Origin of the sequence: Mycobacterium paraintracellulare (assembly GCF_000276825.1) — a bacterium.
In the GTDB taxonomy this organism is placed as follows: Bacteria; Actinomycetota; Actinomycetes; order Mycobacteriales; family Mycobacteriaceae; genus Mycobacterium; species Mycobacterium intracellulare.
Genome location: NC_016948.1, coordinates 1,557,408 through 1,581,561, shown reverse-complemented (window position 1 = coordinate 1,581,561; position 24,154 = coordinate 1,557,408). Strand labels below are relative to the sequence as shown.

Sequence of the window (24,154 nt, the reverse complement as noted above, 5' to 3'; positions counted from 1 at the left end):
CTCCCAACTGGCGACGGTTGTCACTGCGCTCAAACGCCCCGTTCCCGCGCGGCGGGGGGCAGAGCCGACACTAGTCGCGCGTCAGCTTGCGGTGGGTCACTCTGTGCGGTCGCGCCGCCTCGGCGCCCAGCCGTTCGATCTTGTTTTCCTCGTATGCCCCGAAGTTGCCCTCGAACCAGAACCACTTGGCCTCGTTGTCGTCGTCACCCTCCCACGCAAGGATGTGGGTGCAGGTGCGGTCCAGGAACCACCGGTCGTGCGAAATCACCACCGCGCAGCCGGGGAACTGCTCGAGGGCGTTCTCCAGCGAGCTCAGGGTTTCGACGTCGAGGTCGTTGGTGGGCTCGTCGAGCAGGATGAGGTTTCCGCCCTGCTTGAGCGTCAGCGCGAGGTTGAGCCGGTTGCGCTCGCCGCCCGAGAGAACGCCGGCCGGCTTCTGCTGATCTGGGCCCTTGAACCCGAACGCCGACACGTAGGCCCGCGACGGCACCTCGGTCTGGCCGACGACGATGTGGTCCAGCCCGTCTGAGACGACCTCCCAGACGTTCTTCTTCGGATCGATGCCCGCGCGGGTCTGGTCGACGTAGCTCAGCTTGACCGTCTCGCCGACCTTGACCGTGCCGCTGTCCGGCTCTTCGAGACCGACGATGGTTTTGAACAGCGTGGTCTTTCCGACGCCGTTGGGGCCGATGACCCCGACGATGCCGTTGCGCGGCAGGGTGAACGACAGGTCCTTGATGAGGGTGCGTCCACCGTAGCCCTTGTCGAGGTGCTCGACCTCGACCACCACGTTGCCCAGCCGCGGACCGACTGGGATCTGGATCTCCTCGAAGTCGAGCTTGCGCGTCTTCTCGGCCTCGGCGGCCATCTCCTCGTAGCGCTGCAGCCGTGCCTTGCTCTTGGCCTGGCGCGCCTTGGCCCCGGAGCGCACCCACGCCAGCTCCTCGGTCAACCGCTTCTGCAGCTTGGCGTCCTTGCGCCCCTGCACCGCGAGCCGTTCGGCCTTCTTCTCCAGGTACGTGGAGTAGTTGCCCTCGTACGGGTAGGCGCGGCCGCGGTCGAGTTCCAGGATCCATTCGGCGACGTTGTCCAGGAAGTACCGGTCGTGGGTGACCGCCAGGATCGCGCCCGCATATGAGGCGAGGTGCTGTTCGAGCCACTGCACGCTCTCGGCGTCGAGGTGGTTGGTGGGCTCGTCGAGGAGCAGCAGGTCGGGCTTGGACAGCAGCAGCTTGCACAGCGCGACGCGGCGGCGCTCACCACCGGACAGGTTGGTCACCGGCTCGTCGGGCGGCGGGCAGCGCAGCGCGTCCATGGCCTGCTCCAGCTGCGAGTCGAGGTCCCACGCGTCGGCATGGTCGAGCTCCTCCTGCAGCCGTCCCATCTCCTCCATCAGCTCGTCGGAGTAGTCGGTGGCCATCAGCTCGGCGACCTCGTTGAAGCGGTCGAGCTTGACCTTGATCTCGCCCAGGCCCTCTTCGACGTTGCCGCGAACGGTCTTCTCCTCGTTCAGCGGCGGCTCCTGCAGCAGGATGCCGACGGTCGCGTCGTTGGCCAGGAAGGCGTCACCGTTGTTCGGCTTGTCCAGGCCCGCCATGATCCGCAAGACGCTCGACTTGCCGGCGCCGTTGGGCCCAACGACGCCGATCTTGGCGCCTGGATAGAAGCTCAACGTGACGTCGTCCAGGATCACCTTGTCGCCGTGCGCCTTGCGGACCTTCTTCATCGTGTAGATGAACTCAGCCATGCCGCGGTTGTGCCTTTCTGGTCTTGCGGGTATCGGGGGGATCCCCGCGGACCATCCTAGGCACCGCCGGGCGACGGCTAAGCCGAGAGAGGCAGTCCGTCACCGCCCGCGCCGTCGTCGGCCTCGGTGGTGTCGCCGTCGGCGTCCGCGGGTCCGCTCGCTGCGGTGGCATCCGCGGTGGTCGGACCGGTGTATCCGGGCTTCTCGATCCGGACGATCGCGCGCGACACGTCCGGCCCGACGGAGGTCGCCCGCATCTCCAGTGACGAGCGGCGGTTGCCGTCGCGGTCCTCGTACTCGCTGGTGTAGACGTGGCCCACCACGATCACCGGTGCGCCCTTGCCCAGCGCGGCCCCCACCCCGGTGACCAACCTGCCCCAGCAATTGACGTTGATGAACAGCGAGTTGCCGGGCTCCCAGCCGCCCTCGGCCGTGCGCCGGCGCGAATTGCTGGCCACGCGGAACTTCATGACCTCCTGGGTGCCGACCTGCCGTCGCTCCGGGTTGTTGACGATGTGGCCGACGACGGTGAGCGGTGTTTCAAACATGGGTTGATCCCTTTCGATTGCTTTTGTGGCTATGGCTGCCAGTAAGCGCGGCGGCACCGACGGCTCGACGGGACAACGGGCGCCGGCCCACCCGCCCTGTGGACGAAACCGTGACTGTGGATCGATGCTGATATCCGCCGATGATTGGAAGGCGTGGGACGACTACCTGCACTGGCAGACGGCCGACCGGGCCGTGCCCAAGCGGATCAACAGGCTCATCGCGGAGGCTTGCCGGTCGCCGCAGGCGGGCCTCGGCAAGCCTGAGCCGCTGAAATACGGGCTCGTCGGCGCCTGGTCTCGGCGAATTACCCACGAACACCGGCTCGTCTATCGGGTCGTCGGCGATGACCTGCAGACCCTCCAGGTCCGGTATCACCACACCTAGTCGGTGGCGGACTCCTCGCGCGCCGGTCCCGACCCCTCGCGCTGCGCCAGCCGGCTCAGCATCGCGTTGTAGGCCGCCAGCTCGGCGTCATCGTCGCGGTCGGCGGCCCGGTCCAATCGTTTGGCGGTGCGACGGTCGCTGCGCGCCCACTGCACCAGCAGCGCCAGCATCACGATCACCAGCGGAAATTCCCCCGCCGACCAGGCGATGCCGCCGCCCAGCCGCTGGTCACCCAGCAGGTCGGTGTGCCAGCTCAGACCCAGCGAGCGGTAGTAGTCGGCGCCGAGCACCTTCTTGGTGCCCATCAACACCACCCCGAAGAACGCGTGCAGCGGTAGCGACGCGAACACCACGGCCACCTTGGCCAGCGGCGGGATCGGTCGCGGCGTCGGGTCCACCCCGATCACCACCCAATAGAACAGGTAGCCGCTCAGCAGGAAGTGCAGGTTCATCGCCAGGTGCCCGGCGTGACTGCTCGCGGTGATGTCGAAGAGGTTGGACAGGTACAACCCGTAGAACCCGGCGACGAACAGCACCGTGGCCACCACGGGGTTGGTGAGGAATCGCGAGAAACGACTGTGCAGCCCGGCCAGCAGCCACTCCCGCATGCCCGGCGGATCGTCGCGCCCCGCCGCGGGCAGCGCCCGCAGCGCCAGGGTGACCGGGGCGCCCAGCGCCAGCAGGATCGGCACCAGCATCGACAGGCACATGTGGACCACCATGTGCATGCTGAACATCGCCGGCATGTAGCGCCCGATTCCCGAGGACGTCACGAACAGCAACGCCGCGCAGCCGAGCAGCCAGGACACGGTCCGGCCCGGCGGCCACCTGTCGCCGCGCCGGCGCAGCCGCACCAGGCCGGCCACATAGAGCGCGGCGAGGACGATGGCCGCGGTGCCGAAGATCAGATCGAAGCGCCAGTCGAAGAGAATGCGTGCCACGGTCGGGGGCCCGTCGAAGTCGTAACCGATCTCGGCTTCGGGGACCGACGGCAGCCGGGCCGGCGGGGGCGGCGGCGCGGTGCGGCTCAGCCCGACGGCGATGCCGAACGTGAGGCCGAAGAGCGCGGCCTCGATCAGCGCCAGCCTGGCCAGCGCGGCGCGTGCCCGCGACGGGCTCGGATCCGCCTGCAGCGCAGCCACACTCACGCGCCGCTGGCGCCAGCCGACGCCACCCAACAGGCATAGCGCGACGAACTTGGCGACCACCAGGCGCCCATAACCGGTGGTGAGCAAATCGCCGGGCTGGACCCGCACCAGGGCGTTGACCAGTCCGCTCAACGCCATCGCCACCCAACACCACAGCGCGATCGACGAGAAGCGCCGCGCCGCCAGGCCGGTGTGGGCGCCGCCACGCAGGGCGTGGGCGAGCAAGGCGAGCAGGCCACCGGCCCACAGGCTGGCGGCGACCAGGTGGATCAGCAGGCCGTTGGTGGCCAGGTCGTGCGAGCCGCCGGCCGACGAATGACCGGTCAGGCCGAGCGGGATCAGCGTCAGCACCGACGCGGCGAGCAACACCGGCGTCCACGACCAGCGCAGCACCGACAGGCTCGCCACCGTGATCACGGCGGCCAGGATCGCGGTCCAGCGCCAGGCCGAGGCGGTGGCGATCAGGCCCGCCAACGACCAGATGCGCGCCGGGCCGATGTCGACGATCGCGCGACCGGACACGTCGGAGATGGTCAGTGGGACCAGTAGGGCCGCACACACCGCCCACACCCCCGACGCCACCGTCCCCAACCGCAGCGCGCGGTAGCCGTCGGCGTCGAGGACGCCGCTGCGTTGCGGCGGCACCAGGAAGGCGGCGAACAGGAACGACCCGACCGCCAGGACCGCGGCGATCTCCCCCGCCGCACGAACGAACGGCAACCCCAGCGTGGTCACCGGGCCCGGGTCAGGCAGGCCCGTCGCGGTCAGCGCGCTTGCCAGCGAGAGCGTCCCGATCCCGGCGGCCGTGCAGCCCGCCAGGGCCGCGACGCCGGCCAGCGCCGGCCACACCAGCGCGCGGCGCTGGGACGAGGCCGCGGTCGTGGCCGTGCCGGCCGGCGGAGCGACGGTCATACACCCAGGGTATGGGCGCGGGTGCCGGCTACCCGGGTCGGCTGCCCAGCCGGTCCTGATGCGCCTTGAGCTCGCGGGCCACGAACTGATCCCGGGCAATGCGTCCGACGTAGTTGGAGTCCCGGAGAATGTCGCGCAATTCGCGCAGGAAGGCGGCTCGCCGTTCGGCCAGGTCCGGGGCGGGGCCGATCAGGTCCTGATCCTCGACAACCTGGCGCGCGGTGGCGAACAACAGCGTCGACACCGATTCGCTGCTGCGGACCCGGGTCTGGGCCACATATTGCCGGCCGACGCCCAGCGCCAAGTCGGTCAGTTCCTGGTGGCCGATGTCGGCCGGGGCGTCGCGCAGCACGTCGGCGACGATCTCGTAGGCCTCGAAGAACACCCGCAGCATCGCGTCGGCCATCAGCGGACGCTTGGCGAACAGCAGCGCGTCGATCTCCTCGCCGCCGGCGGCGACGTGGGCTTGCCAGTTGTCGTGCCACGCCATCTCTTCGGCGATGTGGTCCCGGAAGGTCGCCGAGTCCGCGAAATAGAAGTCGAACTTCAGCAGATCGCGCAGCCGCGTCGCCTGGGCCCAGAACGCCGCCATGCGGTCGCCCTCGGCGTGCCTGGCGTGGGCCAGCGCGAGCTCCACGATCGAGGTCTCCAGGAAGGCGTGGATCACCGAGTTGCGGTAGAACGCGGCGGCGTGCTGGTGTTCGGGCGCGATGTGCCACACCGGCTCCCGGCCGCCGTCGACCCGGGTGATGGGGTGCCCGTTGGACAGGGCGTCGACCGCCGCCCGGACACCGTCGTGCGAGCGCAGGCGCAATGCGCTGGTGGACATCGGATTCTGTTTGCGTTCCAGATAGTCCAGCGAGTCCTGCAGCGTGTGGTGCAGCTGGCCCAGCGTCAGCGCCGCGCCGCGCGTGGTCAACAGCAGGGCGCACACCAGACCCGTCGCCGTCACCGGCGTCGCCTGCAGGATCCGCCAGGCGACCTCGAACGACATCTTCTGCAGGGCAAGCCGTTTGGCGTCCGGGTCCTGCGTCAGCGGGCCGTGCGGGGCGCCGAGGTACTGGCGCATCGACACCGCTTCGGGGAACCGGACGTAAATCTTGCCGTAGTTGCGTTCGCCCTGCGCCCTGATGAAGTTGTACAACCAGCCAACACCCTCGGGGGTCTTCTCCCCACCTCGGGCGTAGGCGGCGTATTCGGCGGTCTCGTGCAGCTGGTCGAAGCTGATCGAAACCGGTTGCAGCAGAATGTCTTCACTGCGCCCATCCAGGTACGCGTCGGCGACGTAGGCCAGCAGACCGAGCTTGGGCGGCAGCATCTTTCCGGTCCGCGAGCGGGTGCCCTCGATGGACCAGCTCAGGTTGAACCGCTTTTCGACGATGTAGCCGACGTATTCGCGCAGCACGTACTTGTACAGCTGGTCGTTGCCGATGTTGCGGCGGATGAAGATGACACCGGAACGCCGCAGCAGTGGCCCCATCGCCCCGAACGACAGGTTGATCCCGGCGAAGACATGCACCGGCGGTAACCGGTTCTCCTGCATGGCCACCGGCACCACGGCGCCGTCGATATAGGACCGATGGGAAAACAACAGCACCGCCGGGTGGGCTTCCAGGCCGGTGCGCATCGCGGCGACCTGGTACTCGTCGTAGTCGATCTCGGGATCGAACCCGCGGCTGATCATCCTGCCGAGCACCGAGACCAGGTCGACCGACGCCCTGCTCCACCCGGTGGCGAGTTCGTCGAGCATCTTCCCGGCCTCGTCGACGGTAGCGCCCGGGATCTTTGCCAGGCCGGCGCGAAACCGGTTGGACGCCAAGATCTCCGGCTTCACCAGGCGTGGCGACTTGTACTGCGGCCCGAGGATCCGGTACTCGACGCGTTCCATCGCCAAGATCGCGCGGCGGATCACGAATTGGGCGAAGTCGCTCTTGTCGTCCCCGACGGTGGTGTCACGCCACTGCCGGCGGAGTTCGGAGACCGTGGCCGATTCGCCGGCCACCACCCGCGCCCGCTGGGGTGCGTCGCGCAGGATCTGGGCCTGCATGCGTTGGTTGGGGTGGTAGGGATCCCGGCCGGGCAGCAGGCCGGTCAGCCTCGCGAGACGCCCGCGATCCGGCGGGGGTAGCCAAAACACCCGCACCGGCACGATCGAACGGTCCTCCCCCGACTCGAGCTGCTCGGCCAAAGATGTCATCGCTTCGGGCGGCGCGTCGAGCGCGGGCAGCGTGACCAGGTCGAAGTTCGCGCCCGGGTGGGCGGCACGCCGTTGATCCAGCCACGTCGTGACCAGTTCCATTTCGATCGGCGAGGCCATCGACGCCAATACCAGCGAGTCGGTTTCGGCGAGGATGGCGCTGGTATCTGCCGCCGGTTCGGTCATGGATGCCCTCGGGGCGGCGATTCCGGTGATTCGGCGCCGACGGTTCCGTCCGCGGCGGGCTGTTGCACCTCACCGTCCTTGAGAGCAACCTCGGATGCGTTCGGATTCGCCTTGGGCGCAGCCTTTTTCGCGGGGGACTTGCTCGCCGCTTTGGCCGGGGCCTTTTTCGCGGCGCCCTTTTTCGCGGCGGCCTTCTTGGCGCCGGGCTTCTTGGCGGTGGTCTTGGCGGCCCGGCTGCGGGCTTGGGCGGCCGCCTTCTTTTCGGCGTACAGGTCGACCTCGGGCAGTTCGCCGACGGGCCAGTTGGCGAGCGTGTCCAGATACAGCTGACGCACCTCTTCGATGCGCTCGGGGAGCGTGTCAACTGTCCAGTCCTGCACCGAGATCGGAGGAAAGACCGCGACGTCGACCGTGCCGGGGTTGATGATGGCCGAGTTCCTGGCGGCAACGAGCTCGGCATTGCGGATCACGATCGGGACGATCGGAATGCCCGCGGCCATCGCGAGGCGGAACGGCCCCTTCTTGAACGGACCGACCTCGGTGGTGTCGAGCCGGGTGCCCTCCGGGGCCATCAAAATGGAAAGCCCGTTCTTGGCCCTCTCCTCGACCGTGCGCATCGTCTCGAGCGCGGAGGCCGAGTCGTCCCGGTCGATGAACACCCCGTCCAGGGCCTTACCGAGCAGGGCCATGATCGGGTTCTTCTGCAGCTCCTTCTTGGCCACGGCGACCCAGTTGTCGTTGACCAGCGCTCCGGCGATGACGGGGTCAACCTGGTTGCGGTGGTTGTAGATAAAGACGGCCGGACGCTGCGCGGTCAGGTTCTCTTTCCCGACGACATTGAGATGCACTCCGGTGGTCGCGAGCACCGTTTGGGAGAACACGGAGGTGAAGAAATTGGCGCCGCGCCGCCGGCTTCCGGTCAGCACACCCATCGCCACCGCCCCGGCCCCGACGGGGACGATCGAGCCGAGCCCGGCAAGCGTGCGCACCTGGCGCCGCAGGCCCACCGGACCGCGGCTGCTGAACCGCAGGATCGGCCAGCCGCGGCGCTTGGCCACCGCCGCCATCTTGCCTTCGGGATTCGTCGGCCGCGGATTGCCGACCAGATACATCAGCGCGACGTCCTCGTCGCCGTCGGCGTAGAAGTAGCTGTCCTTGAGATCGATGTCGTGCTCGGCCGCAAAGCGTTGCACCGCAGCGGCTTTGCCCGGACCCCACAGGATCGGCTTCTGGACACCGCCGGTGAGTATGCCGTCTTCGGTGGTCTCGAATTTGTTGGTGAGCGTGTTGGGGATGCCGAGGAACCGCGCGACCGGATTGACCTGGATCGTCAGCGCCGACGAGCTGAGCACCACGGTGTGCCCGCGGGCCATGTGGGCGCGCACCAGCTCGCGCATCTCGGGGTAGATCCGCGACTCGATGCGCTGGACGAACAGCCGCTCGCCGATCTCGTCCAAGTCGTCGATCAACCGGCCCGCCAGCGCCGCGGCGGCCTTGCCGATGAGGTCCTCGAACTCGATGCGCCCCAGGGTGTGGCTCAGGCCGGCCTGGACCATGCCGAGCAGTTCCCCCACGCCCATGTCGCGGCGCAGCAGCCGCTCCTGGGTCAGGATGACCGCGGTGAACCCGGCGACCAAGGTGCCGTCCAGGTCGAAGAACGCGCCGATTTTCGCGCCGGCGGGGCTGGCCATGATCTCGGCCACCGAGCCGGGCAGTCGCATGTCCGCCCCGCTTTCCGGGGTGTCGTCGGCCCGCTCTTTGGATGCGCTCATGAGCCCGACGCCGATCGAGACGACAGGGCCGACTCGGTGAACGAGGCGGGGACCGCGCGCGGCGGCGGATCACCGGCCAGCGCCAGGATTTCGTCGAAACCGTCGAGCAGGCACTGGGCGAACAGCGCGTCGTTGCGTACCGAGGCCCTGTCGTAGCGCACGGTGATGGTGCACCACCCGCCACGCGAGATCAACACCACCATCATCGCCACGCCCGGCAGCGGGCCGATACCATACTGCCGCAAGACTTTTGCGCCGGCGAGGTAGGTGTCTCCCGGAAAGACGGGCAGATTGCTGGCCTGCACGTCCGAACCGATCACCGAGCCGGTGAGGCCCTCCAGCACGGCGGTGGGCAAGACGCTGAGCACCGGCGCAAAAGAACCGATGATGTTCATCGCGGGCTCGTCGCGGCGCTGGGTCATCTGCGCGCGGATCTTCTTCATGCGGGAGACCGGGTCGACGGTGCCGATCGGCGCGGCCAGGTTGACACCGGTGAACCGGTTGCCGCCGGCGTTGTCCGCTTCGGCCCGAAGGTTGACCGGAACCGCCATCGGCAGCGTGCTGATCGGCACGCCGAACGCCTCGTGGTACCGGCGCAAGGCTCCACACAGCCCGGCGAGGTAGGCGTCGTTGATCGATCCGCCGCCGGCTTTGGCGGCCCTGTGCAGGTCGGAGAGCGGGATGTCGATCGCCTCGGTGCGGGTGGTCAGGCTGCGCCGGCGCAGCAGCGGTGACGGCTCGGCGGCCCGGTTGAGGACCCGCATGCCCGACATGGCGTATCCGACGATTCCCGAGACGGTGGCCGCCGGTTCCAGCACCGCGCGCCCGGCCGCTGACACCGCCCCCGACAGCGCACCCAGGACGCCGCCGACCACAGCGAGCGGGAGGTGGTTAATGCCTTGGCGCATCAGGTCATTCGACGTCAGGTCTTGCGGGATGGGCAGCGGCAGCGTCGGCTTCGCGGGCGGGTCGCGCTCGAGGTCATAGATCTCGGCGAACATCTGGACCCCGCCGACGCCGTCGGTGACGGCGTGGCTGACATGCAACAGAGTCGCCGCCTTCCCGTCCGCCAAGCCCTCGACCAGGGTGGCCGTCCACAGCGGCCGGGAGATGTCCATTGGTGATTGCAGGTTGACCTCGGCGAGGTCGAAGACGTCACGCAGGGTGCCGGGTTCGGACACGCGCACCCGGCGCACATGGAAATCCAGGTTGAAATCGGGATCGACCACCCAGCGCGGCGCGGCCGTCGGCAACGTCGGGACGACGACCTTCTGCCGCAGCCGCAGCACCCGCCGGGAGGCGTTCTCGAACCGGGCCCGGAACTGCTGCCAGTCCGGTGTGGTGTCCAACAGCTCCAGCGCCATGATCCCCGAGCGGGTGCGGGGATTCGCTTCGCCCCGGTGCATGAGGTAGTCGACCGGCCCAAGCTCGTCGGACAGTTTGATCGCCTCGACGGACTCAGTCATGGTCATCAACTCGACGAACCAACCTTGTCACCGTCGATCACGCTCCCGCCTTGGTCCGCGAACCCTGATGGTCACCACAACGCTAGTCGGGTTACCCCGCTGGTGAAAGGAGATGCGAGGACTGCAGCGCGCGCTCAGCCGGCCGTCAGCTGGCGGAAGTGGCCGACAGCGGCAGCGAATCCAGGACCGAGCTGACGCGCCGCCCGTAGACGACACCCAGGAAGTCGGCGACCGCGTCGGCGGCCAGCCGCGACCGAACCGTCGGGGTGATGTCGAAAGCGTGATGCGCGTTGGCGAGTTCGGCGTGCGCCACCGTGGCGGCACCGGCCCCGCGCAGCGCCGCGCAGAAGGCGCGGGCCTGGCCACTGGGAACCAGTTCGTCTTTCTCACCGTGCAGCACGAAGAACGGCGGCGCGTCGGGGTGCACATAGGAAATCGGCGACGCCGCGGTGAACCGCTCCGGCTCGTCGGCGTAGCGGGCCTTCACGACGAACTGCTCCAGGAACGGCAGCATCAGTTCGTGCATGTTGTCGAAGTCGGTGAAGTCGTAGACGCCGTAGTAGGGGGCGACCGCTTGGACGGTGGTGTCGGCGTCTTCGAAACCGGGCTGAAAATCGGGGTCGTTCGGGGTGAGCGCCGCCAGGGAGGCCAGGTGCCCGCCCGCGGACCCGCCGGTGATCGCGATGAAGTCGGGGTCGCCGCCATAGTCGGCGATGTTCTCCCGGACCCACGCGATCGCCCGCTTGACGTCGATGAGATGCGCGGGGAAGGCGCTGCGCGGGCTCTTGCTGTAGTCGATCGACACGCAGATCCAGCCGAGTTGAACCATGCGGCTCATCAGCGTGTAGGCCTGCGGGCGCCTGCCGTTCAGCGCCCATGCCCCGCCCGGCACCTGGATGAGCACGGGCGCCCGGCACCCGGGGGCCAGGTCGTCGCGCCGCCAGATGTCGAGCAGGTTGTCGCGGCCGCGGGGGCCGTAGGAGATGTCGGAAGTCTGTGCCGCATACCGGCGGTGGGGCCCGGGCCTGCCCAACAGGCCACTGCGGGGGGCACATACGGTCCCGACGGTGGTCGGGTGGCATACCTGTTCACGGAAGCCGGGGCCGAAGGCCTCCTCGAGCGCGGTGGTGAGGGTTTGATCCGCCCGCTGGGCGGCCAACGTCTTGCCGACCCGTCCGATCGACGGATGCGCGACCCGCGACAGCGCATGACCGGTGACGACGTGCGGCGGGAACTCGGTGAAGAGCCAGCCGGTGAAAAAGCCCAGCGCGAGTGGGCCGCCTCGCAGCAGCAGGCTGCCGGCCCGATAGGCGACTTTGGCGTCGGCCGCCAGGCGTGATGCCTGGGCGCCGGCCCACGAACAGCGCGAAGTCAGGTCACTGGCCACGCTCATGACAACGTCACCTCTCGACGTCAGGCACACGCCTCGCTGCGGTTAACGGCCGATTGCCGGCCGATGTTGTACGTGTGTCGAGGTCCATCACGATAACCGATAAACGCGGCGCGGGAAGGCTTTTCGTGCGCGTGGCGGCGGGGAATCGGGCCGGGGGGTGCGGTTGGATAGACTGACCTGCGCATTGCCTCCGTAGCTCAGGTGGATAGAGCAAGGGCCTTCTAATCCCTAGGTCGCAGGTTCGAATCCTGCCGGGGGCGCAGGCAGGCAAATCCGCGGGCGGCGCAGGGAATCCCGCTACGTCGGCAGCACGTGACGACGGGGTGGCCCCGGCCTTACAGCACAGGTGATCAGCAGCCGACCGGACCGCCGCCCGCCGGGCAGGTGGGTATGTCAACGGGTAAGCAGCTCACCGACGTAGTTGCGACGGCGAATGCGAGGACCAGCGCGAACAGAACTTTCTTCCCCCTGGTCATAACCGGAAAGCGTACGCCCGGCCGGCATTCCCCGCGGCGGTGTTTGGCAGAAACGGCAGAAAATCCCGCCGGAGCGGGGCGGCCGGGCGTGACCAAAACCTGTTGCGCCACTTGCCGTTGTGAGGTCAGTGGGCCGCGACATACTGCCGCCCCGCTTCTCGCTTTCGAGTAAGCGCGGGATTGCGCGGGGCCGGACGCGTCATGCGTCGCCGCACCGGTCGGACATTCCCGGTCGATTGGCGCGGTGATGCAGGTCACGACGCTATTTAGGAGGGAAATCAACGGCCACAGAACGCACCGTTAGAACCGGCGGTAATGGCTATTCGGCCCGACCGCATACCACCGGACGACCGGCCTTGGTCAAAGTGACTATCCAAAGTTTGCAGATTCAGTATTCTGGGAGCAGCGTGTCGTGACGAGCAGTTGACGCCCTCGGGGAGATCATTAGTTAGGGCGTCTTCTCTTCGAGGGGTTGGCGATATATGGCGTCGAATGACTGGCAGCCGGTAGTCCGTGTCGGAGAGCCGAGGTTCATAGCCGGCGTAGGAAGTCGAATCAAAGTCGAAGTGAAGACGAGGGGCTGGCTGAGCCGAGATTGGCGATGTTACTTCGGATCTCAGGTATCACAGCAGCAACTCGACGCCCGGTATTCCTCCTATCCGTGCTGGGACGAAGTCCAGCGGATCGAGGGCTCCTGCTCGGAGAATGAGGCGGAGCGCTACATCGAAATGATCGATGCGGCAATCCATTACGCCAACATCAAGTTGCGTAGCAATGCCACGCCGAGGACCGTCCTCCAGGGGGCGGGCTTCGATCAGCGGGCGTGTGCGGTGCGTGAGCGTCAAGCCGAACTCGACGAGCTGGCCAAGAAGTTGGCGAAACCGGAGTCCTAGTCTCCCGCATGTCCGCCCGGGTCCCAGGGCCCAATGGCCGGGCAGGTCATGCGTTTGCGCAGGTCATTCCGGAAATTGGACGAAGAGTCCCAAAAGTTGCAGATAACGTTTTCATAAACACAGCATTAGTTGTAGATTCCGACTTCCCTGTCGCACCGGCAAAGATTGGCGCGGCGCACCGCTTCGGGCCCGGCGAACTCGGCTCGGCGGTGAATGGCGTTCAACCGCCGAGACGTCCAATACGACCGATCGCCGATGTTCTTCGTAGCGCCCTTTCTCGCGCGTCCGTCGGTAATCGCGCTCACACCGGCCGAGCCGGACAACCGGCCGCGCAGTACCCTTACCTCGCCCGTCACTCCGCCGCCGAACGAACCGGCGGGCAGACGGTCCCGCAAACCAAACCCCAAGCCGGAGGTGCCCGACATGGCCCAGTCCGATCTGGTGTTGCTCGATATCGACAACCGCGTCGCGCTCATCACGGTCAACGATCCCGACCGGCGCAACGCGGTGACCGCCGAGATGTCGGGGCTGCTGCGCGACGCCGTCGAGCGGGTCGAAGCCGATAACGACGTGCACGCGGTGGTGGTCACGGGGGCCGGCAAGGCGTTCTGCGCGGGAGCCGACCTCGGCGCCCTGGGCGCCGCCGGCGGCGGGGCGGCCGAAACCGGCCTGCAGCAGCTGTACGACGGCTTCATGGCCATCGGTAGTTGCCGGCTGCCCACCATCGCCGCCGTCAACGGGGCGGCCGTCGGCGCCGGTCTGAATCTGGCCCTGGCCGCCGACGTGCGCATCGCCGGACCCGCGGCGCTGTTCGATGCGCGGTTCCAGAAGCTGGGGCTCCACCCGGGCGGCGGTGCGACGTGGATGTTGCAGCGCGCGGTCGGGCCGCAGGCCGCCCGCGCGGCCCTGCTGTTCGGCATGCGCTTCGACGCCGAGGCCGCGGTGCGCCATGGCCTGGCGCTCAGTGTCGCCGACGATCCGGTGGCCGCGGCGCTGGAGCTCGCCGCCGGGCCGGCGGGCGCGCCGCGCGAGGTCGTGCTGGCGACCAAGGCGACCATGCGCGCCACCATCAGTCCGGGTTCGCTGGACCACGAGCAACACCAGCAAGCCATGCGCGCCGAGCTTGGGCCGCAGGCGCACTCGATCCAATCACCCGAATTCGCACAGCGATTGGCCGCCGCGCAACGCAGGTAGCCGGCGGACCGACGGGTCACAAATCGAGCAGCGCGATTTCGGGTGACTCGATCAGATCCCGTAACTCGCAGACGAATTGGGCCGCCTGTGCGCCATCAGCGATGCGATGGTCGAACACACAGGTCAGCGACATCGTCGGGCGCACCACGATCGCGGCGCCGAGGGCCACCGGTCGCGGCTTGATCGCTCCCATCCCGAGGATGGCCGCTTCGGGGTGGTTGATCATTGGTACGCCATCGTCCACACCCAGCGCCCCAAAGTTCGAGACGGTGAACGTCGAGCCCCGCAACTCACCCGGCGTCAGGGTACCCGCACGTGCGCCGGCGATCAATTCTGCTGCGCGAGCGGCCAATTCGCGGGTGGTCTTGGCGTGGGCGTCGGCGAGGACCGGGACGAGCAGACCGCGTTCGGTGGCCGTGGCGATGCCCAAATGCACTCGGTGTTCGACGCGCAGCTGCGGACCCTGCGGGGACTCCACCCAGGCCGAATTCAGGATCTCGTTGTGCCGCAACGCGATGACCAGCAGCCGCAAGGTCAGCACGAAGGGTGTGATCTTGTGGTCCGTCGCGCCGAGTCGATCGGACAGCCGCACCAACTCGGTGCAGTCCACCTCGACGGTGACGTTCGCCGCTGGAATCTCCTTGTGCGACAGGGCCATTTTCTCTGCCATCCGGGCCTGCACGCCACGAACCGATCGCACATCGGCGCCGTTCCCGGTCCCGCCGGCCGCCGACAGCACGTCCTCGCGGGTGATGACGGCACCGGGGCGGTGCGGTAACGAGGCCAGGTCGACCATCAATTCTTTGGCCAGTTTGCGCACCGGAGGGGCGGCCAGCGGGCGGCCGCTCCGCCGGCTGCTGTCGACGCCGGCATCGGCGCCATAGCCGACCAGTGTGGGCGGCGCCGTTTCAGCCGCCGGTGGGTCGTCGCTGCGCGGTGTCGTGTCGATCTGCACCAGCGCCTCCCCCACCTTGAGCACATCGCCTTCGGCGCCGTTGGTTTCGACGACCCGTCCGGCGTGCGGGCTGGGGATCTCGACCTCGGCCTTGGCGGTCTCCACCGTGCACAACACCTGGTTGAGCTCGACGTCGTCACCCACCGCGACGTTCCAATGCGTCACCGTCACCTCTTCCAGCCCCTCGCCGAGGTCGGGGACCCGAAACGGCTTGACCCGCTCCTGCGCCGACGGGGCGCTCACGGCTGTTCCAACGCGCGCTCGACGCAGTCGAGCAGCCGGTCGGGGCCGGGTAGCCACAACTTCTCCAACCGCGCCGGCGGGTAGGGGGTGTCAAACCCGCACGCGCGCAACACCGGCGCCTCCAGCTCGTAGAACATCTCCTCCTGGATGCGGGCGGCCAGTTCCGCGCCGAACCCCAGGCTGCGGGGTCCCTCGTGCATCACCACGCAGCGCCCGGTCCGGTGGATCGACGCGGCGACGGTGTCGAAGTCCAGGGGAACCAATGAGCGCAGGTCGATGACCTCCAGGCTCCAACCGCGTTGGCGCTGAGCCTCTTCCGCCGCGACCACGGCGGTGCCGACCAGGCTGCCGTAGGTCACGACGGTGACATCGGTGCCCGGCCGGCGCACCATCGCTCGCCCGATCGGTGGTTCGGGCCGGGAGGCGTCGACCAAGCCGCGGCCCTGGTAGCGTCGCTTCGGTTCCAGGTACATGACCGGATCCGGGCAGGCGATCGCGTGGCGCAGCAGCCAATACGCATCGGCGGGGCTGGAGGGCACCACCACCTTCAATCCGGCGGTGTGCGCCCAGTACGACTCGGTGGAATCCGAATGATGCTCTGCGGCACCGATTCCCCCGAACGAAGGGATGCGGACGGTCACCGGCATATTGATCTCGCCGCGGGTGCGGGTGCGGTACTTCGCCAGGTGGCTGACCACCTGGTCGAAGGCGGCATAGGAAAACCCGTCGAACTGAATCTCGGGCACGGGCACGAATCCGCGCAGCGCCAGCCCCACCGCGATCCCGATGATGGCGGACTCCGCCAGCGGCGTGTCGAAGCAGCGGCTCTCGCCGAACGCCTCGGCCAGTCCCTCGGTGGCCCGGAACACCCCACCGGCGACGGAGACGTCCTCGCCGAACACCAACACCCGGTCGTCGGCGGCCATCGCGTCGTGCAGGGCCCGGTTGAGCGCTTGGACCATGGTCAGCGACTGCGCACCGAGGGCAACGTTTTCCACTGCCGCGGTGAGTGTTTCGTCGTGGCTGGCGGGACGATCAGCGAGCTGAGTCATTGACGCCTCTCAATCGCTTCGGTCGAGTTCGGCCCGCAGCTGCTGTCGCTGTGCCTGCAGTCCCGGCGTGATTTCGGCGTACACCGAGGTGAACACCTCGTCGATGTCGAAATCGGGCGCATCGACCACCGCGTCGCGCAATTCGGTGCGCATCCGCTGTGCGCGGCCAATGACCCGCTCCTCCAAGCGTTCCGACCACAGACCCTGGGCCCGCAGGTAGCAGCGGTACCGCGCGATCGGGTCCAGCGCCGCCCAGTGATCGACCTCGTCCTGTGTCCGGTATCGACTCGGGTCATCGGAGGTGGTGTGTGGGCCCATCCGGTAGGTGATCGCCTCGATCAATGTCGGGCCGCCACCGGCGCGGGCACGGGCGGCGGCCTCGGCCGTCACGGCGTAGCAGGACAAGACGTCATTTCCGTCTACCCGGACTCCGGGCATGCCGTAACCAATCGCCTTGTGCGCCAGCGACGGTGCGGCGGTCTGCTTGTGGATCGGGGTCGAGATCGCCCACTGGTTGTTCTGCACGAGGAACACGCAGGGCGTGGTGAACACGGCGGCGAAGTTCAGCGCCTCGTGCACGTCTCCCGTGCTGGTGGCTCCGTCACCGAGAAAGGCCAGCGTCACCGAATCTTCGCCCAGCCGTTGCGCGGCCATCGCAGCGCCCACGGCGTGCAGGGTCTGGGTGCCGATCGGAATCGAGAGCGGGGCGCAGCACTTCTTGGTGAATTCCAGGCCGCCGTGCCAGGTTCCGCGCCACACGGCGCCGACGTGCCCGGGCGGGATGCCGCGCACCAAAAAGGCGCCCAGCTCGCGATATTGGGGAAACAACCAGTCGGTTTTGCGCAGGCACGCCGCCGCGCCGATCTGGGCGGCTTCCTGGCCGCGGCACGACGCAAAGAGCGCCAGTTCGCCTTGGCGCTTGAGGTTCACGAATTCGGCGTCGAGTTCCCGGGTGATCACCATCAGCTCGTAGAGCCAGCTCAGCGTCTCCGCGGGAAGGTCGCGGCCGTAACGGCGTTCGGGTGTCGGCGAGCCATCGGCGGCCACGAGTTGGACCGGTTCGAGGTCGACCGCCATGGGCATCGAAGACATCTGCGCCACACCGCCTCCCTCGCTGGGTGCCGCGTGGCCCCGCGAGCCACAGCGGGTCACAGCAAACGGTCAGCCGAGACCTACCGCGAGCGGAAGTCGATCGCCAGCTACACGAAAGGCTTCGCTCGCCGCGACACTGGCGTATCTCCCATTATGCCCTCAAATGAGAAGACACCGCGTTGATTGCGAAGACTGCGGAGCGTGTCGCGCGAGCCCCAAACGACGTGTCGCTGCACAGCCATCAAACGGTCAGCCGGGGACGGTCTCACCCGCCCTGCGCAACGTCATCTGCGCGTGCTTGAGCACCGGCGAGTCGACCATCTGTCCTTCGAAGGCGAAGACCCCGCGCTCGCTGCGCGCGGCCGCCAGCACCCGTCGCGCCCAGTCCAGCCGGTCCTCGCTGGGGCGATACGCCTCGCGCACCACCGGGATCTGGCTCGGGTGGATACACACGGTCCCGCCGAACCCCAGCGCGACGGCGTCCTCGGCCTCGGCCCGCAAGCCGTCGAGGTCGCGGATGTCGAGGTGGACCGCGTCGAGCGCCACCCGGCCGAAGGCGGACGCGTTGAGCAGCGCCGTCGACCGCACATGGTGGGCGACGTCCCGGTACGTGCCGTCGGCCCGGCGGCTGGAGCTACCACCGAGCGTGGCGACCAGGTCCTCGGCGCCCCACATCAGCGCAACCGTGCCCCGGGCCGCCGCGATTTCGGTGGCGAAGACCGCGCCGCGCGGCGTCTCCAGCAGCGCGATCACCTCGCGCGGCGCCAACGCTTCCACCTGCGCCGCCGATTCCGTCTTGGACAGCATCACCGTGGTGTAGGCGGTCGCGGCCAGGGCCTCGAGGTCGCGGGGGTATTCGTCGGTGTCGGCGGCGTTGATGCGCACGACGGTGCGCTCGGGGTCCAGCGGCGTCTCCTGCAACGCCTTGCGGGCGGCGGGCTTGTCCGCCTCGGCCACCCCGTCCTCGAGGTCGAGGATCACCACGTCGGCCGCGGCCGCGGCCTTCGCGAAACGTTCGGGCCGGTCGGCCGGGCAGAACAGCCATCCGGGGCCGGCGGCGTGCAGGTTCACTTGGCCTCCTGGTTGGACGGGCGTTTCTGGACCAGCGTGGTGCGCGCGGCGCGCGCGACGACGTCGCCGTGCTGGTTGCGTCCGGTGTGCTCGAGGGTGACGATGCCCTCGCCGGGCCGGCTCTTCGATTCCCGTTTGGCCGTGCAAACGGTTTCGGCGTACAGGGTGTCGCCGTGGAAGACGGGTTTGGGGAAGGACACCTCGGAGAAGCCGAGATTGGCTACGATGGTGCCGAGCGTCAGCTGCGACACCGACAGTCCGACCACGGTGGAGAGGGTGAACATGGAGTTCACCAGGCGCTCGCCCCGAAAGCCCGGCTGCTCGGCCGCCCAGGCCGCGTCGAGGTGCAGCGACTGGGTGTTCATGGTCAGCGTGGTGAACAAGACGTTGTCGGCTTCGGTGACCGTGCGGCCGGGGCGGTGCAGGTAGGTGGTGCCGATCTCGAACTCTTCAAACCACAAGCCCCGCTGGACAACCGACTTGCCGCCCTCGTTGCCGTCCGTCATGACAGTCCGAGCGATCGCGCGATGAGCATCAGCTGCACCTCGGTGGTGCCCTCACCGATTTCGAGGATCTTGCTGTCGCGGTAGTGACGCGCCACCGGGTACTCGTTCATGAAGCCATAGCCTCCGTGGATCTGTGTTGCGTCGCGGGCGTTGTCCATCGCCGCTTCCGACGCGATCATCTTCGCGATGGCCGCCTCCTTCTTGAAGGGCTTGCCCGCCAACATCTTTGCAGCGGCATCGTAATACGCCGTGCGGGCGACGTGGGCACGCGCTTCCATTCGCGCGATCTTGAAGCTGATCGCCTGGTACGAGCCGATCGGCTGGCCGAACGACTGACGTTCCTTGGAATACTTGACGCTCTCGTCGACGCAGCCCTGCGCCGCCCCCGTCGCCAGCGCGGCGATCGCGATGCGGCCCTCGTCCAGGATCGACAGGAAGTTCGCATAGCCCCGTCCACGCTCGCCCAGCAGGTTCTCCTCCGGGACCCGGGCGTCGGCAAAGCTCAGCGGATGAGTGTCCGACGCGTTCCAGCCCACCTTGCTATAGACCGGTTCGACGGTGAAACCCGGTGTGCCGCTGGGCACGATGATCGTCGAGATCTCTTTCTTGTCTCCCCCGACGCTGCCGGTGACCGCGGTGACCGTGACCAGTGAGGTGATGTCGGTGCCCGAGTTGGTGATGAACTGCTTGCTGCCGTTGATCACCCACTCACCGCCCTCGAGGCGGGCGGTGGTGCGGGTCGCGCCCGCGTCGGAGCCCGCGCCGGGCTCGGTGAGCCCGAAGCCGGCCAGCGCCCGGCCGGCTGTCAGGTCCGGCAGCCACCGGGTCTTCTGCTCCTCGGTACCGAACCGGTAGATGGGCATCGAGCCCAAACCCACACCGGCTTCGAGCGTGATCGCCACCGACTGGTCGACTTTGCCGAGTTCCTCGAGCGCCAGCGACAGCGCGAAGTAGTCGCCGCCCATGCCGCCGTACTCCTCGGGGAACGGCAGGCCAAACAGGCCCATCTCCCCCATCTTCGCGACGACCTCGTACGGAAAGCTGTGCTCCTCATCGTGTTTGGCCGACACCGGGGCCACCACGGTGCGCGCGAACTCGGCGACCGTGTCGCGCAGGTCTTCGTATTCCTTGGGGAGGGTCCCCGCGGTTATGGATGTGGTCATGTCTCGTCCTTGCTTTCTTCTTCCGGGATCAGCCGGGCCAGCACCTGATCCACGGTCACCTGATCACCCACGGAGACCAGCACCTCCACCTGCCCGGAAACGGGTGCGGCCAGCGAGTGTTCCATCTTCATCGCCTCGACGACGACCACCACGTCGCCTTCGGAAACGTCGGTGCCGGAGGGGGTTTGGACGGCGATCACGCTGCCCGGCATCGGACTGAGGATCTCGGCCCGCTGCGCTGCCGCGGCGCGATGGATCTTGTTCTCCTCGGCCTCGCGCAGGTGCCAGGTGCCCCGCTCGTCGGCGATCCACAGGTGCCGGTCGGCTTCGGCCCACCGGTAGTCGCGGCGCAGGCCGTCGATCACCGCGCTCATTCGTGCCGGCTCGACTTGCACAGCGGCCGAACAGGTTTCCCCGTCGCCGACCTGCACCGTGGCGGCCTCGGGAAGCCCCCACACCGACACGGTCTCGCTGCGCAGCGGGGTGCGCATGTCGGTGCGAACCGGCGCCGCGCTGCCGCCCACGCGCCATCCCGTGGGCGCCGCCCAGGGATTGCCGGCGAAGTGGCGCGCCCGCGACGCCAGGGCCGATTGCCGATAGAGCCCGGCCGCCGCGAGCACGTCGTCGGGGGCGGGCAGCGGCGCGAAGTCCGCCAATCGCTCGTCCAGGAGGGCGGTGTCCAGGTCGCCGGCGCGTACCCGCTCGTCGGCGAGCAGGAACCGCAGAAATTCGATGTTGGTTTGCACGCCCAGGATCGCGGTTTGGCTCAGCGCCCGGTCGAGTATCGCCAGCGCCTCGTCCCGGTCGGCCCCGTGGGCGATCACCTTGCTCAGCATCGGGTCGTAGTCGCTGCCGACCAGCGTGCCGGGCAGCAGCGACGAGTCGACCCGCACGCCGTCGCCGGAGGGTTCGAAGACCCGCAGCACCCGGCCTCCGGTGGGCAGGAATCCGCGCGCCGGATCCTCGGCGTACACCCGCGCCTCGATCGCGTGCCCGCGCAGTTCGATGTCGTCCTGGGCGAACGTCAGCTTCTCGCCGGCGGCGACCCGCAACTGCCACTCCACCAGGTCCAGCCCGGTGACGGCCTCGGTGACCGGATGCTCCACCTGCAGGCGGGTGTTCATCTCCATGAAGAAGAACTCGTCGGGACGCTCTGCGGAGACGATGAACTCGACCGTGCCCGCGCCGACGTAGTCGACGCTGCGCGCGGTGTTACAGGCGGCCGCGCCGATGCGCGCCCGGGTGGTGTCGTCGAGCAGCGGCGAGGGCGCCTCCTCGATGACCTTTTGGTGGCGCCGCTGCAGGCTGCACTCCCGCTCGCCGAGGTGCACGACGTTGCCGTGCGTGTCGGCGAGCACCTGCACTTCGATGTGCCTGGGGCGCAACACGAACCGCTCCAAAAACAAGGTGTCGTCGCCGAACGCGGAGGCGGCCTCGCGGCGGGCGCTGACGAGTGCCTCGCGCAGCTTGGCCGGCTCCTCGACCAGGCGCATGCCCTTGCCACCGCCGCCCGCCGAGGGCTTGATCAAGACCGGGTATCCGACGTCGTCGGCGGCCGCGACCAGTGCATCGTCGTTCAGCCCCGGTTTGGCCACGCCGGGGACCACCGGCACGTCGAAGGCGGCGACCGCGTTCTTGGCGGTGATCTTGTCGCCCATCACCTGAATCGCCTGGGCGGGAGGCCCCAGGAACACCACACCGGCCCGCTCGCAGGCGGCCGCGAAATCGGCGTTCTCGGAGAGGAATCCGTACCCCGGGTGGATCGCTTGAGATCCGGTGCGCACGGCCGCCTCGACGACCTTGTCGATGTTCAGGTAGCTCTCGCGCGCCGCGGCAGGTCCCAATCGGACGGCCTCGTCGGCCTCGAGGACGTGCCGCGCGCCGGCGTCGGGATCGCTGTAGACGGCCACCGAACGGATGCCCAGGCGCCGCAGCGTCCGGATCACCCGCACGGCGATCTCGCCGCGGTTAGCCACTAATACTGTCTCGAACACTGCACTCACATCCGGAAGACGCCGTAGGAGACGGGTTCCAACGGTGCTTGGGCGCACACCGAAAGGGCAAGCCCGACAAATGTTCTCGTGTCGGCCGGGTCGATGATCCCGTCATCCCACAGCCGGGCCGTCGAATAGTACGGGTTGCCCTGGTCCTCGTACTGCCCGCGGATGGGCGCCTTGAACGCCTCTTCCTCGTCGGCCGACCATGGTTTGCCCGCCGCGCTGAGCTGCTCACCGCGCACGGTGGCCAGCACGGAGGCGGCCTGCTCGCCGCCCATGACCGAGATCCGGGCGTTGGGCCACATCCACAAGAACCGCGGCGAGTACGCCCGTCCGCACATCGAATAGTTGCCGGCCCCATAGGATCCGCCAATCACGACGGTCAGTTTGGGCACCCGGGCGCAGGCGACGGCGGTGACCATCTTGGCGCCATGCTTGGCGATGCCGCCGGCCTCGTAGTCCCGGCCGACCATGAACCCGGCGATGTTCTGCAGGAACAGCAGCGGGATCTTGCGCTTGTCGCACAATTCGATGAAATGCGCGCCCTTCAAAGCGGATTCGCTGAAGAGCACCCCGTTGTTGGCCACGATCCCCACCGGGTGGCCGTGGATGTGGGCGAACGCGGTCACCAGGGTCTTGCCGTAGTTGGCCTTGAATTCGCTGAATTCGCCGCCGTCGACCAGGCGCACGATGACCTCATGCACGTCGTAGGGCACCCGCGGGTCCGGCGGCACCACGTCGTAGAGCTCCGTCTGCGCGCACGGCGGCGCGACCGGGGATCGCACCTGCCACGGGCTGGGCTCGCGCGGGCCGAAGGTGGCCGCGATCGAGCGGACGATCCGCAACGCATGTTCGTCGTCGTCGGCGAGGTGGTCGGTGACACCGGACACCCGGGAGTGCAGGTCGCCGCCGCCGAGTTCCTCAGCCGACACGATCTCGCCGGTCGCCGCCTTGACCAGTGGCGGGCCGCCCAAAAAGATCGTGCCCTGCTCGCGCACGATGACGGCCTCGTCGCTCATCGCCGGCACGTAGGCGCCGCCCGCGGTGCACGAACCCAGCACCGCGGCGACTTGCGGAATTCCCTTGGCGCTCATGGTCGCCTGGTTGAAGAAGATGCGGCCGAAGTGCTCGCGGTCGGGAAAGACCTCGTCCTGGCGCGGCAGGAAGGCCCCGCCGGAGTCCACCAGGTAGATGCACGGCAGCCGGTTCTGCAGCGCCACCTCCTGCGCGCGCAGGTGCTTCTTGACGGTCATCGGGTAGTAGGTGCCGCCCTTGACCGTCGCGTCGTTGGCGACGATCACGCACTCGCGCTCCGACACCCGGCCGATCCCGGTGATGATGCCGGCGCCGGGAGATTCGTCGTCGTACATGCCGTCGGCGGCCAGCGGTGAGAGCTCCAAGAACGGGCTGCCGGGGTCGAGCAGCCGGTCCACCCGTTCGCGCGGCAACAGCTTCCCGCGGCTGACGTGGCGTTCCCGCGCGCGCTCGTTGCCGCCAAGCGCGGCCGCGGCCAGCCTGGTGTTCAGCTCGCCGACCAGCCGGCGGTGCTCATCGGCGAACGACGCCTCGGGAGCCTTCGCGGGCGAGGTCATCACCTTGTCCATCGCCGCAGCAGCCTCCTTGCCGTCGGGCGGTCCAGCTTTTGAGTTAATGATCATTAACTCGGGGCCTGAGAATACCATTGCCGGCGTTGCCGGTCCAGGGGGCACCGTGCCCGGCGAATAACGCGAGTTAATTGCGAATAACTCGTGCTACGTT

The 24,154-nt window shown here is 68.2% G+C and carries 19 protein-coding genes and 1 tRNA gene; 4 read left to right on the top strand and 16 right to left on the bottom strand.

Features of this window, described 5'->3' with window-relative positions; all coding sequences use genetic code 11:
- Window positions 1-70: 70 nt before the first annotated feature.
- Window positions 71-1,747 (bottom strand): energy-dependent translational throttle protein EttA, encoded by a 1,677-nt coding sequence (gene ettA / locus OCQ_RS07525; protein WP_009955480.1) that lies wholly within the window; start codon window positions 1,745-1,747, stop codon window positions 71-73.
- Window positions 1,748-1,824: 77 nt separating this feature from the next.
- A complete protein-coding gene (locus OCQ_RS07520; protein ID WP_009955482.1) occupies window positions 1,825-2,295 on the bottom strand; it encodes a single-stranded DNA-binding protein in 471 nt (156 codons plus the stop codon).
- Window positions 2,296-2,419: 124 nt separating this feature from the next.
- Here OCQ_RS07520 and OCQ_RS07515 point away from each other — a divergent pair, with 124 nt between their 5' ends.
- A complete protein-coding gene (locus OCQ_RS07515) occupies window positions 2,420-2,680 on the top strand; it encodes a Txe/YoeB family addiction module toxin (RefSeq protein ID WP_014384160.1) in 261 nt (86 codons plus the stop codon).
- Here the strand turns inward: OCQ_RS07515 and OCQ_RS07510 are convergent.
- The 5 genes from OCQ_RS07510 to lipQ form a co-directional block, all read right to left on the bottom strand.
- Window positions 2,677-4,740 (bottom strand): cytochrome c oxidase assembly protein, encoded by a 2,064-nt coding sequence (locus OCQ_RS07510; protein ID WP_014384159.1) that lies wholly within the window; start codon window positions 4,738-4,740, stop codon window positions 2,677-2,679. The two genes, OCQ_RS07515 and OCQ_RS07510, sit on opposite strands and share 4 nt — an antisense overlap.
- A gap of 28 nt (window positions 4,741-4,768) precedes the next feature.
- Window positions 4,769-7,123: a glycerol-3-phosphate 1-O-acyltransferase gene (locus OCQ_RS07505; protein WP_014384158.1), complete on the bottom strand. Its 2,355-nt coding sequence runs from the start codon at window positions 7,121-7,123 to the stop codon at window positions 4,769-4,771.
- The gene (locus OCQ_RS07500) at window positions 7,120-8,895 is read right to left on the bottom strand and encodes an HAD-IB family hydrolase/lysophospholipid acyltransferase family protein (protein ID WP_014384157.1); all 1,776 of its coding nucleotides are present in this window, start codon (window positions 8,893-8,895) and stop codon (window positions 7,120-7,122) included. Before OCQ_RS07500 ends, OCQ_RS07505 begins: the two co-directional genes overlap by 4 nt.
- Window positions 8,892-10,361: a WS/DGAT/MGAT family O-acyltransferase gene (locus OCQ_RS07495; RefSeq protein ID WP_095663058.1), complete on the bottom strand. Its 1,470-nt coding sequence runs from the start codon at window positions 10,359-10,361 to the stop codon at window positions 8,892-8,894. Before OCQ_RS07495 ends, OCQ_RS07500 begins: the two co-directional genes overlap by 4 nt.
- A 145-nt stretch (window positions 10,362-10,506) precedes the next feature.
- Window positions 10,507-11,754, bottom strand: a complete 1,248-nt coding sequence (gene lipQ, locus OCQ_RS07490) for an esterase LipQ (protein WP_009955409.1) — start codon at window positions 11,752-11,754, stop codon at window positions 10,507-10,509.
- Between the two features lie 186 nt (window positions 11,755-11,940).
- Here lipQ and OCQ_RS07485 point away from each other — a divergent pair.
- Together OCQ_RS07485 and OCQ_RS07480 are read left to right on the top strand one after the other, a co-directional pair.
- A tRNA-Arg gene (locus OCQ_RS07485) sits at window positions 11,941-12,014 on the top strand.
- Between the two features lie 698 nt (window positions 12,015-12,712).
- The gene (locus tag OCQ_RS07480; protein WP_026071477.1) at window positions 12,713-13,123 is read left to right on the top strand and encodes a hypothetical protein; all 411 of its coding nucleotides are present in this window, start codon (window positions 12,713-12,715) and stop codon (window positions 13,121-13,123) included.
- 125 nt (window positions 13,124-13,248) lie between these two features.
- Here OCQ_RS07480 and OCQ_RS26495 read toward each other — a convergent pair whose 3' ends face one another.
- Complete coding sequence (locus OCQ_RS26495; protein ID WP_014382163.1) at window positions 13,249-13,548, bottom strand: hypothetical protein; 300 nt, start codon at window positions 13,546-13,548, stop codon at window positions 13,249-13,251.
- Here OCQ_RS26495 and OCQ_RS07475 point away from each other — a divergent pair.
- Complete coding sequence (locus OCQ_RS07475) at window positions 13,547-14,317, top strand: enoyl-CoA hydratase (protein WP_014382162.1); 771 nt, start codon at window positions 13,547-13,549, stop codon at window positions 14,315-14,317. The genes OCQ_RS26495 and OCQ_RS07475 overlap by 2 nt on opposite strands.
- Window positions 14,318-14,333: 16 nt before the next feature.
- Here the strand turns inward: OCQ_RS07475 and OCQ_RS07470 are convergent, their stop codons facing one another.
- The 8 genes from OCQ_RS07470 to OCQ_RS07435 form a co-directional block, all read right to left on the bottom strand.
- Complete coding sequence (locus OCQ_RS07470) at window positions 14,334-15,515, bottom strand: dihydrolipoamide acetyltransferase family protein (RefSeq protein ID WP_014384153.1); 1,182 nt, start codon at window positions 15,513-15,515, stop codon at window positions 14,334-14,336.
- Entirely contained in the window at window positions 15,512-16,567 is a 1,056-nt protein-coding gene (gene bkdB, locus OCQ_RS07465; RefSeq protein WP_014384152.1) for a 3-methyl-2-oxobutanoate dehydrogenase subunit beta, read from the bottom strand. Before bkdB ends, OCQ_RS07470 begins: the two co-directional genes overlap by 4 nt.
- 9 nt (window positions 16,568-16,576) lie before the next feature.
- The gene (pdhA, locus tag OCQ_RS07460; RefSeq protein ID WP_179300659.1) at window positions 16,577-17,659 is read right to left on the bottom strand and encodes a pyruvate dehydrogenase (acetyl-transferring) E1 component subunit alpha; all 1,083 of its coding nucleotides are present in this window, start codon (window positions 17,657-17,659) and stop codon (window positions 16,577-16,579) included.
- A 249-nt stretch (window positions 17,660-17,908) separates the two neighbouring features.
- Complete coding sequence (locus OCQ_RS07455) at window positions 17,909-18,730, bottom strand: HpcH/HpaI aldolase/citrate lyase family protein (protein ID WP_009957494.1); 822 nt, start codon at window positions 18,728-18,730, stop codon at window positions 17,909-17,911.
- Complete coding sequence (locus OCQ_RS07450; RefSeq protein ID WP_009957496.1) at window positions 18,727-19,236, bottom strand: MaoC family dehydratase; 510 nt, start codon at window positions 19,234-19,236, stop codon at window positions 18,727-18,729. The genes OCQ_RS07455 and OCQ_RS07450 overlap by 4 nt, the downstream gene beginning before the upstream one ends.
- Complete coding sequence (locus OCQ_RS07445) at window positions 19,233-20,399, bottom strand: acyl-CoA dehydrogenase family protein (protein WP_008255120.1); 1,167 nt, start codon at window positions 20,397-20,399, stop codon at window positions 19,233-19,235. Before OCQ_RS07445 ends, OCQ_RS07450 begins: the two co-directional genes overlap by 4 nt.
- Window positions 20,396-22,393 (bottom strand): acetyl-CoA carboxylase biotin carboxylase subunit, encoded by a 1,998-nt coding sequence (locus OCQ_RS07440; RefSeq protein ID WP_041784849.1) that lies wholly within the window; start codon window positions 22,391-22,393, stop codon window positions 20,396-20,398. Before OCQ_RS07440 ends, OCQ_RS07445 begins: the two co-directional genes overlap by 4 nt.
- Window positions 22,394-22,398: 5 nt before the next feature.
- The gene (locus OCQ_RS07435) at window positions 22,399-23,988 is read right to left on the bottom strand and encodes a carboxyl transferase domain-containing protein (protein ID WP_041785427.1); all 1,590 of its coding nucleotides are present in this window, start codon (window positions 23,986-23,988) and stop codon (window positions 22,399-22,401) included.
- Window positions 23,989-24,154: the final 166 nt, after the last annotated feature.

What these genes read in the sequence shown, in the direction of transcription:
- OCQ_RS07450 (WP_009957496.1), bottom strand. Translation starts at nt 19,236, where the DNA reads ATGACGGACGGCAACGAGGGCGGCAAGTCGGTTGTCCAGCGGGGCTTG.
- OCQ_RS07445 (WP_008255120.1), bottom strand. Translation starts at nt 20,399, where the DNA reads ATGACCACATCCATAACCGCGGGGACCCTCCCCAAGGAATACGAAGAC.
- OCQ_RS07515 (WP_014384160.1), top strand. Translation starts at nt 2,420, where the DNA reads ATGCTGATATCCGCCGATGATTGGAAGGCGTGGGACGACTACCTGCAC.
- ettA (WP_009955480.1), bottom strand. Translation starts at nt 1,747, where the DNA reads ATGGCTGAGTTCATCTACACGATGAAGAAGGTCCGCAAGGCGCACGGC.
- OCQ_RS07435 (WP_041785427.1), bottom strand. Translation starts at nt 23,988, where the DNA reads ATGACCTCGCCCGCGAAGGCTCCCGAGGCGTCGTTCGCCGATGAGCAC.
- OCQ_RS07495 (WP_095663058.1), bottom strand. Translation starts at nt 10,361, where the DNA reads ATGACTGAGTCCGTCGAGGCGATCAAACTGTCCGACGAGCTTGGGCCG.
- OCQ_RS07480 (WP_026071477.1), top strand. Translation starts at nt 12,713, where the DNA reads ATGGCGTCGAATGACTGGCAGCCGGTAGTCCGTGTCGGAGAGCCGAGG.
- bkdB (WP_014384152.1), bottom strand. Translation starts at nt 16,567, where the DNA reads ATGACTCAGCTCGCTGATCGTCCCGCCAGCCACGACGAAACACTCACC.
- OCQ_RS07505 (WP_014384158.1), bottom strand. Translation starts at nt 7,123, where the DNA reads ATGACCGAACCGGCGGCAGATACCAGCGCCATCCTCGCCGAAACCGAC.
- OCQ_RS07520 (WP_009955482.1), bottom strand. Translation starts at nt 2,295, where the DNA reads ATGTTTGAAACACCGCTCACCGTCGTCGGCCACATCGTCAACAACCCG.
- OCQ_RS07510 (WP_014384159.1), bottom strand. Translation starts at nt 4,740, where the DNA reads ATGACCGTCGCTCCGCCGGCCGGCACGGCCACGACCGCGGCCTCGTCC.
- OCQ_RS26495 (WP_014382163.1), bottom strand. Translation starts at nt 13,548, where the DNA reads ATGTCGGGCACCTCCGGCTTGGGGTTTGGTTTGCGGGACCGTCTGCCC.
- pdhA (WP_179300659.1), bottom strand. Translation starts at nt 17,659, where the DNA reads ATGTCTTCGATGCCCATGGCGGTCGACCTCGAACCGGTCCAACTCGTG.
- OCQ_RS07475 (WP_014382162.1), top strand. Translation starts at nt 13,547, where the DNA reads ATGGCCCAGTCCGATCTGGTGTTGCTCGATATCGACAACCGCGTCGCG.
- OCQ_RS07500 (WP_014384157.1), bottom strand. Translation starts at nt 8,895, where the DNA reads ATGAGCGCATCCAAAGAGCGGGCCGACGACACCCCGGAAAGCGGGGCG.
- lipQ (WP_009955409.1), bottom strand. Translation starts at nt 11,754, where the DNA reads ATGAGCGTGGCCAGTGACCTGACTTCGCGCTGTTCGTGGGCCGGCGCC.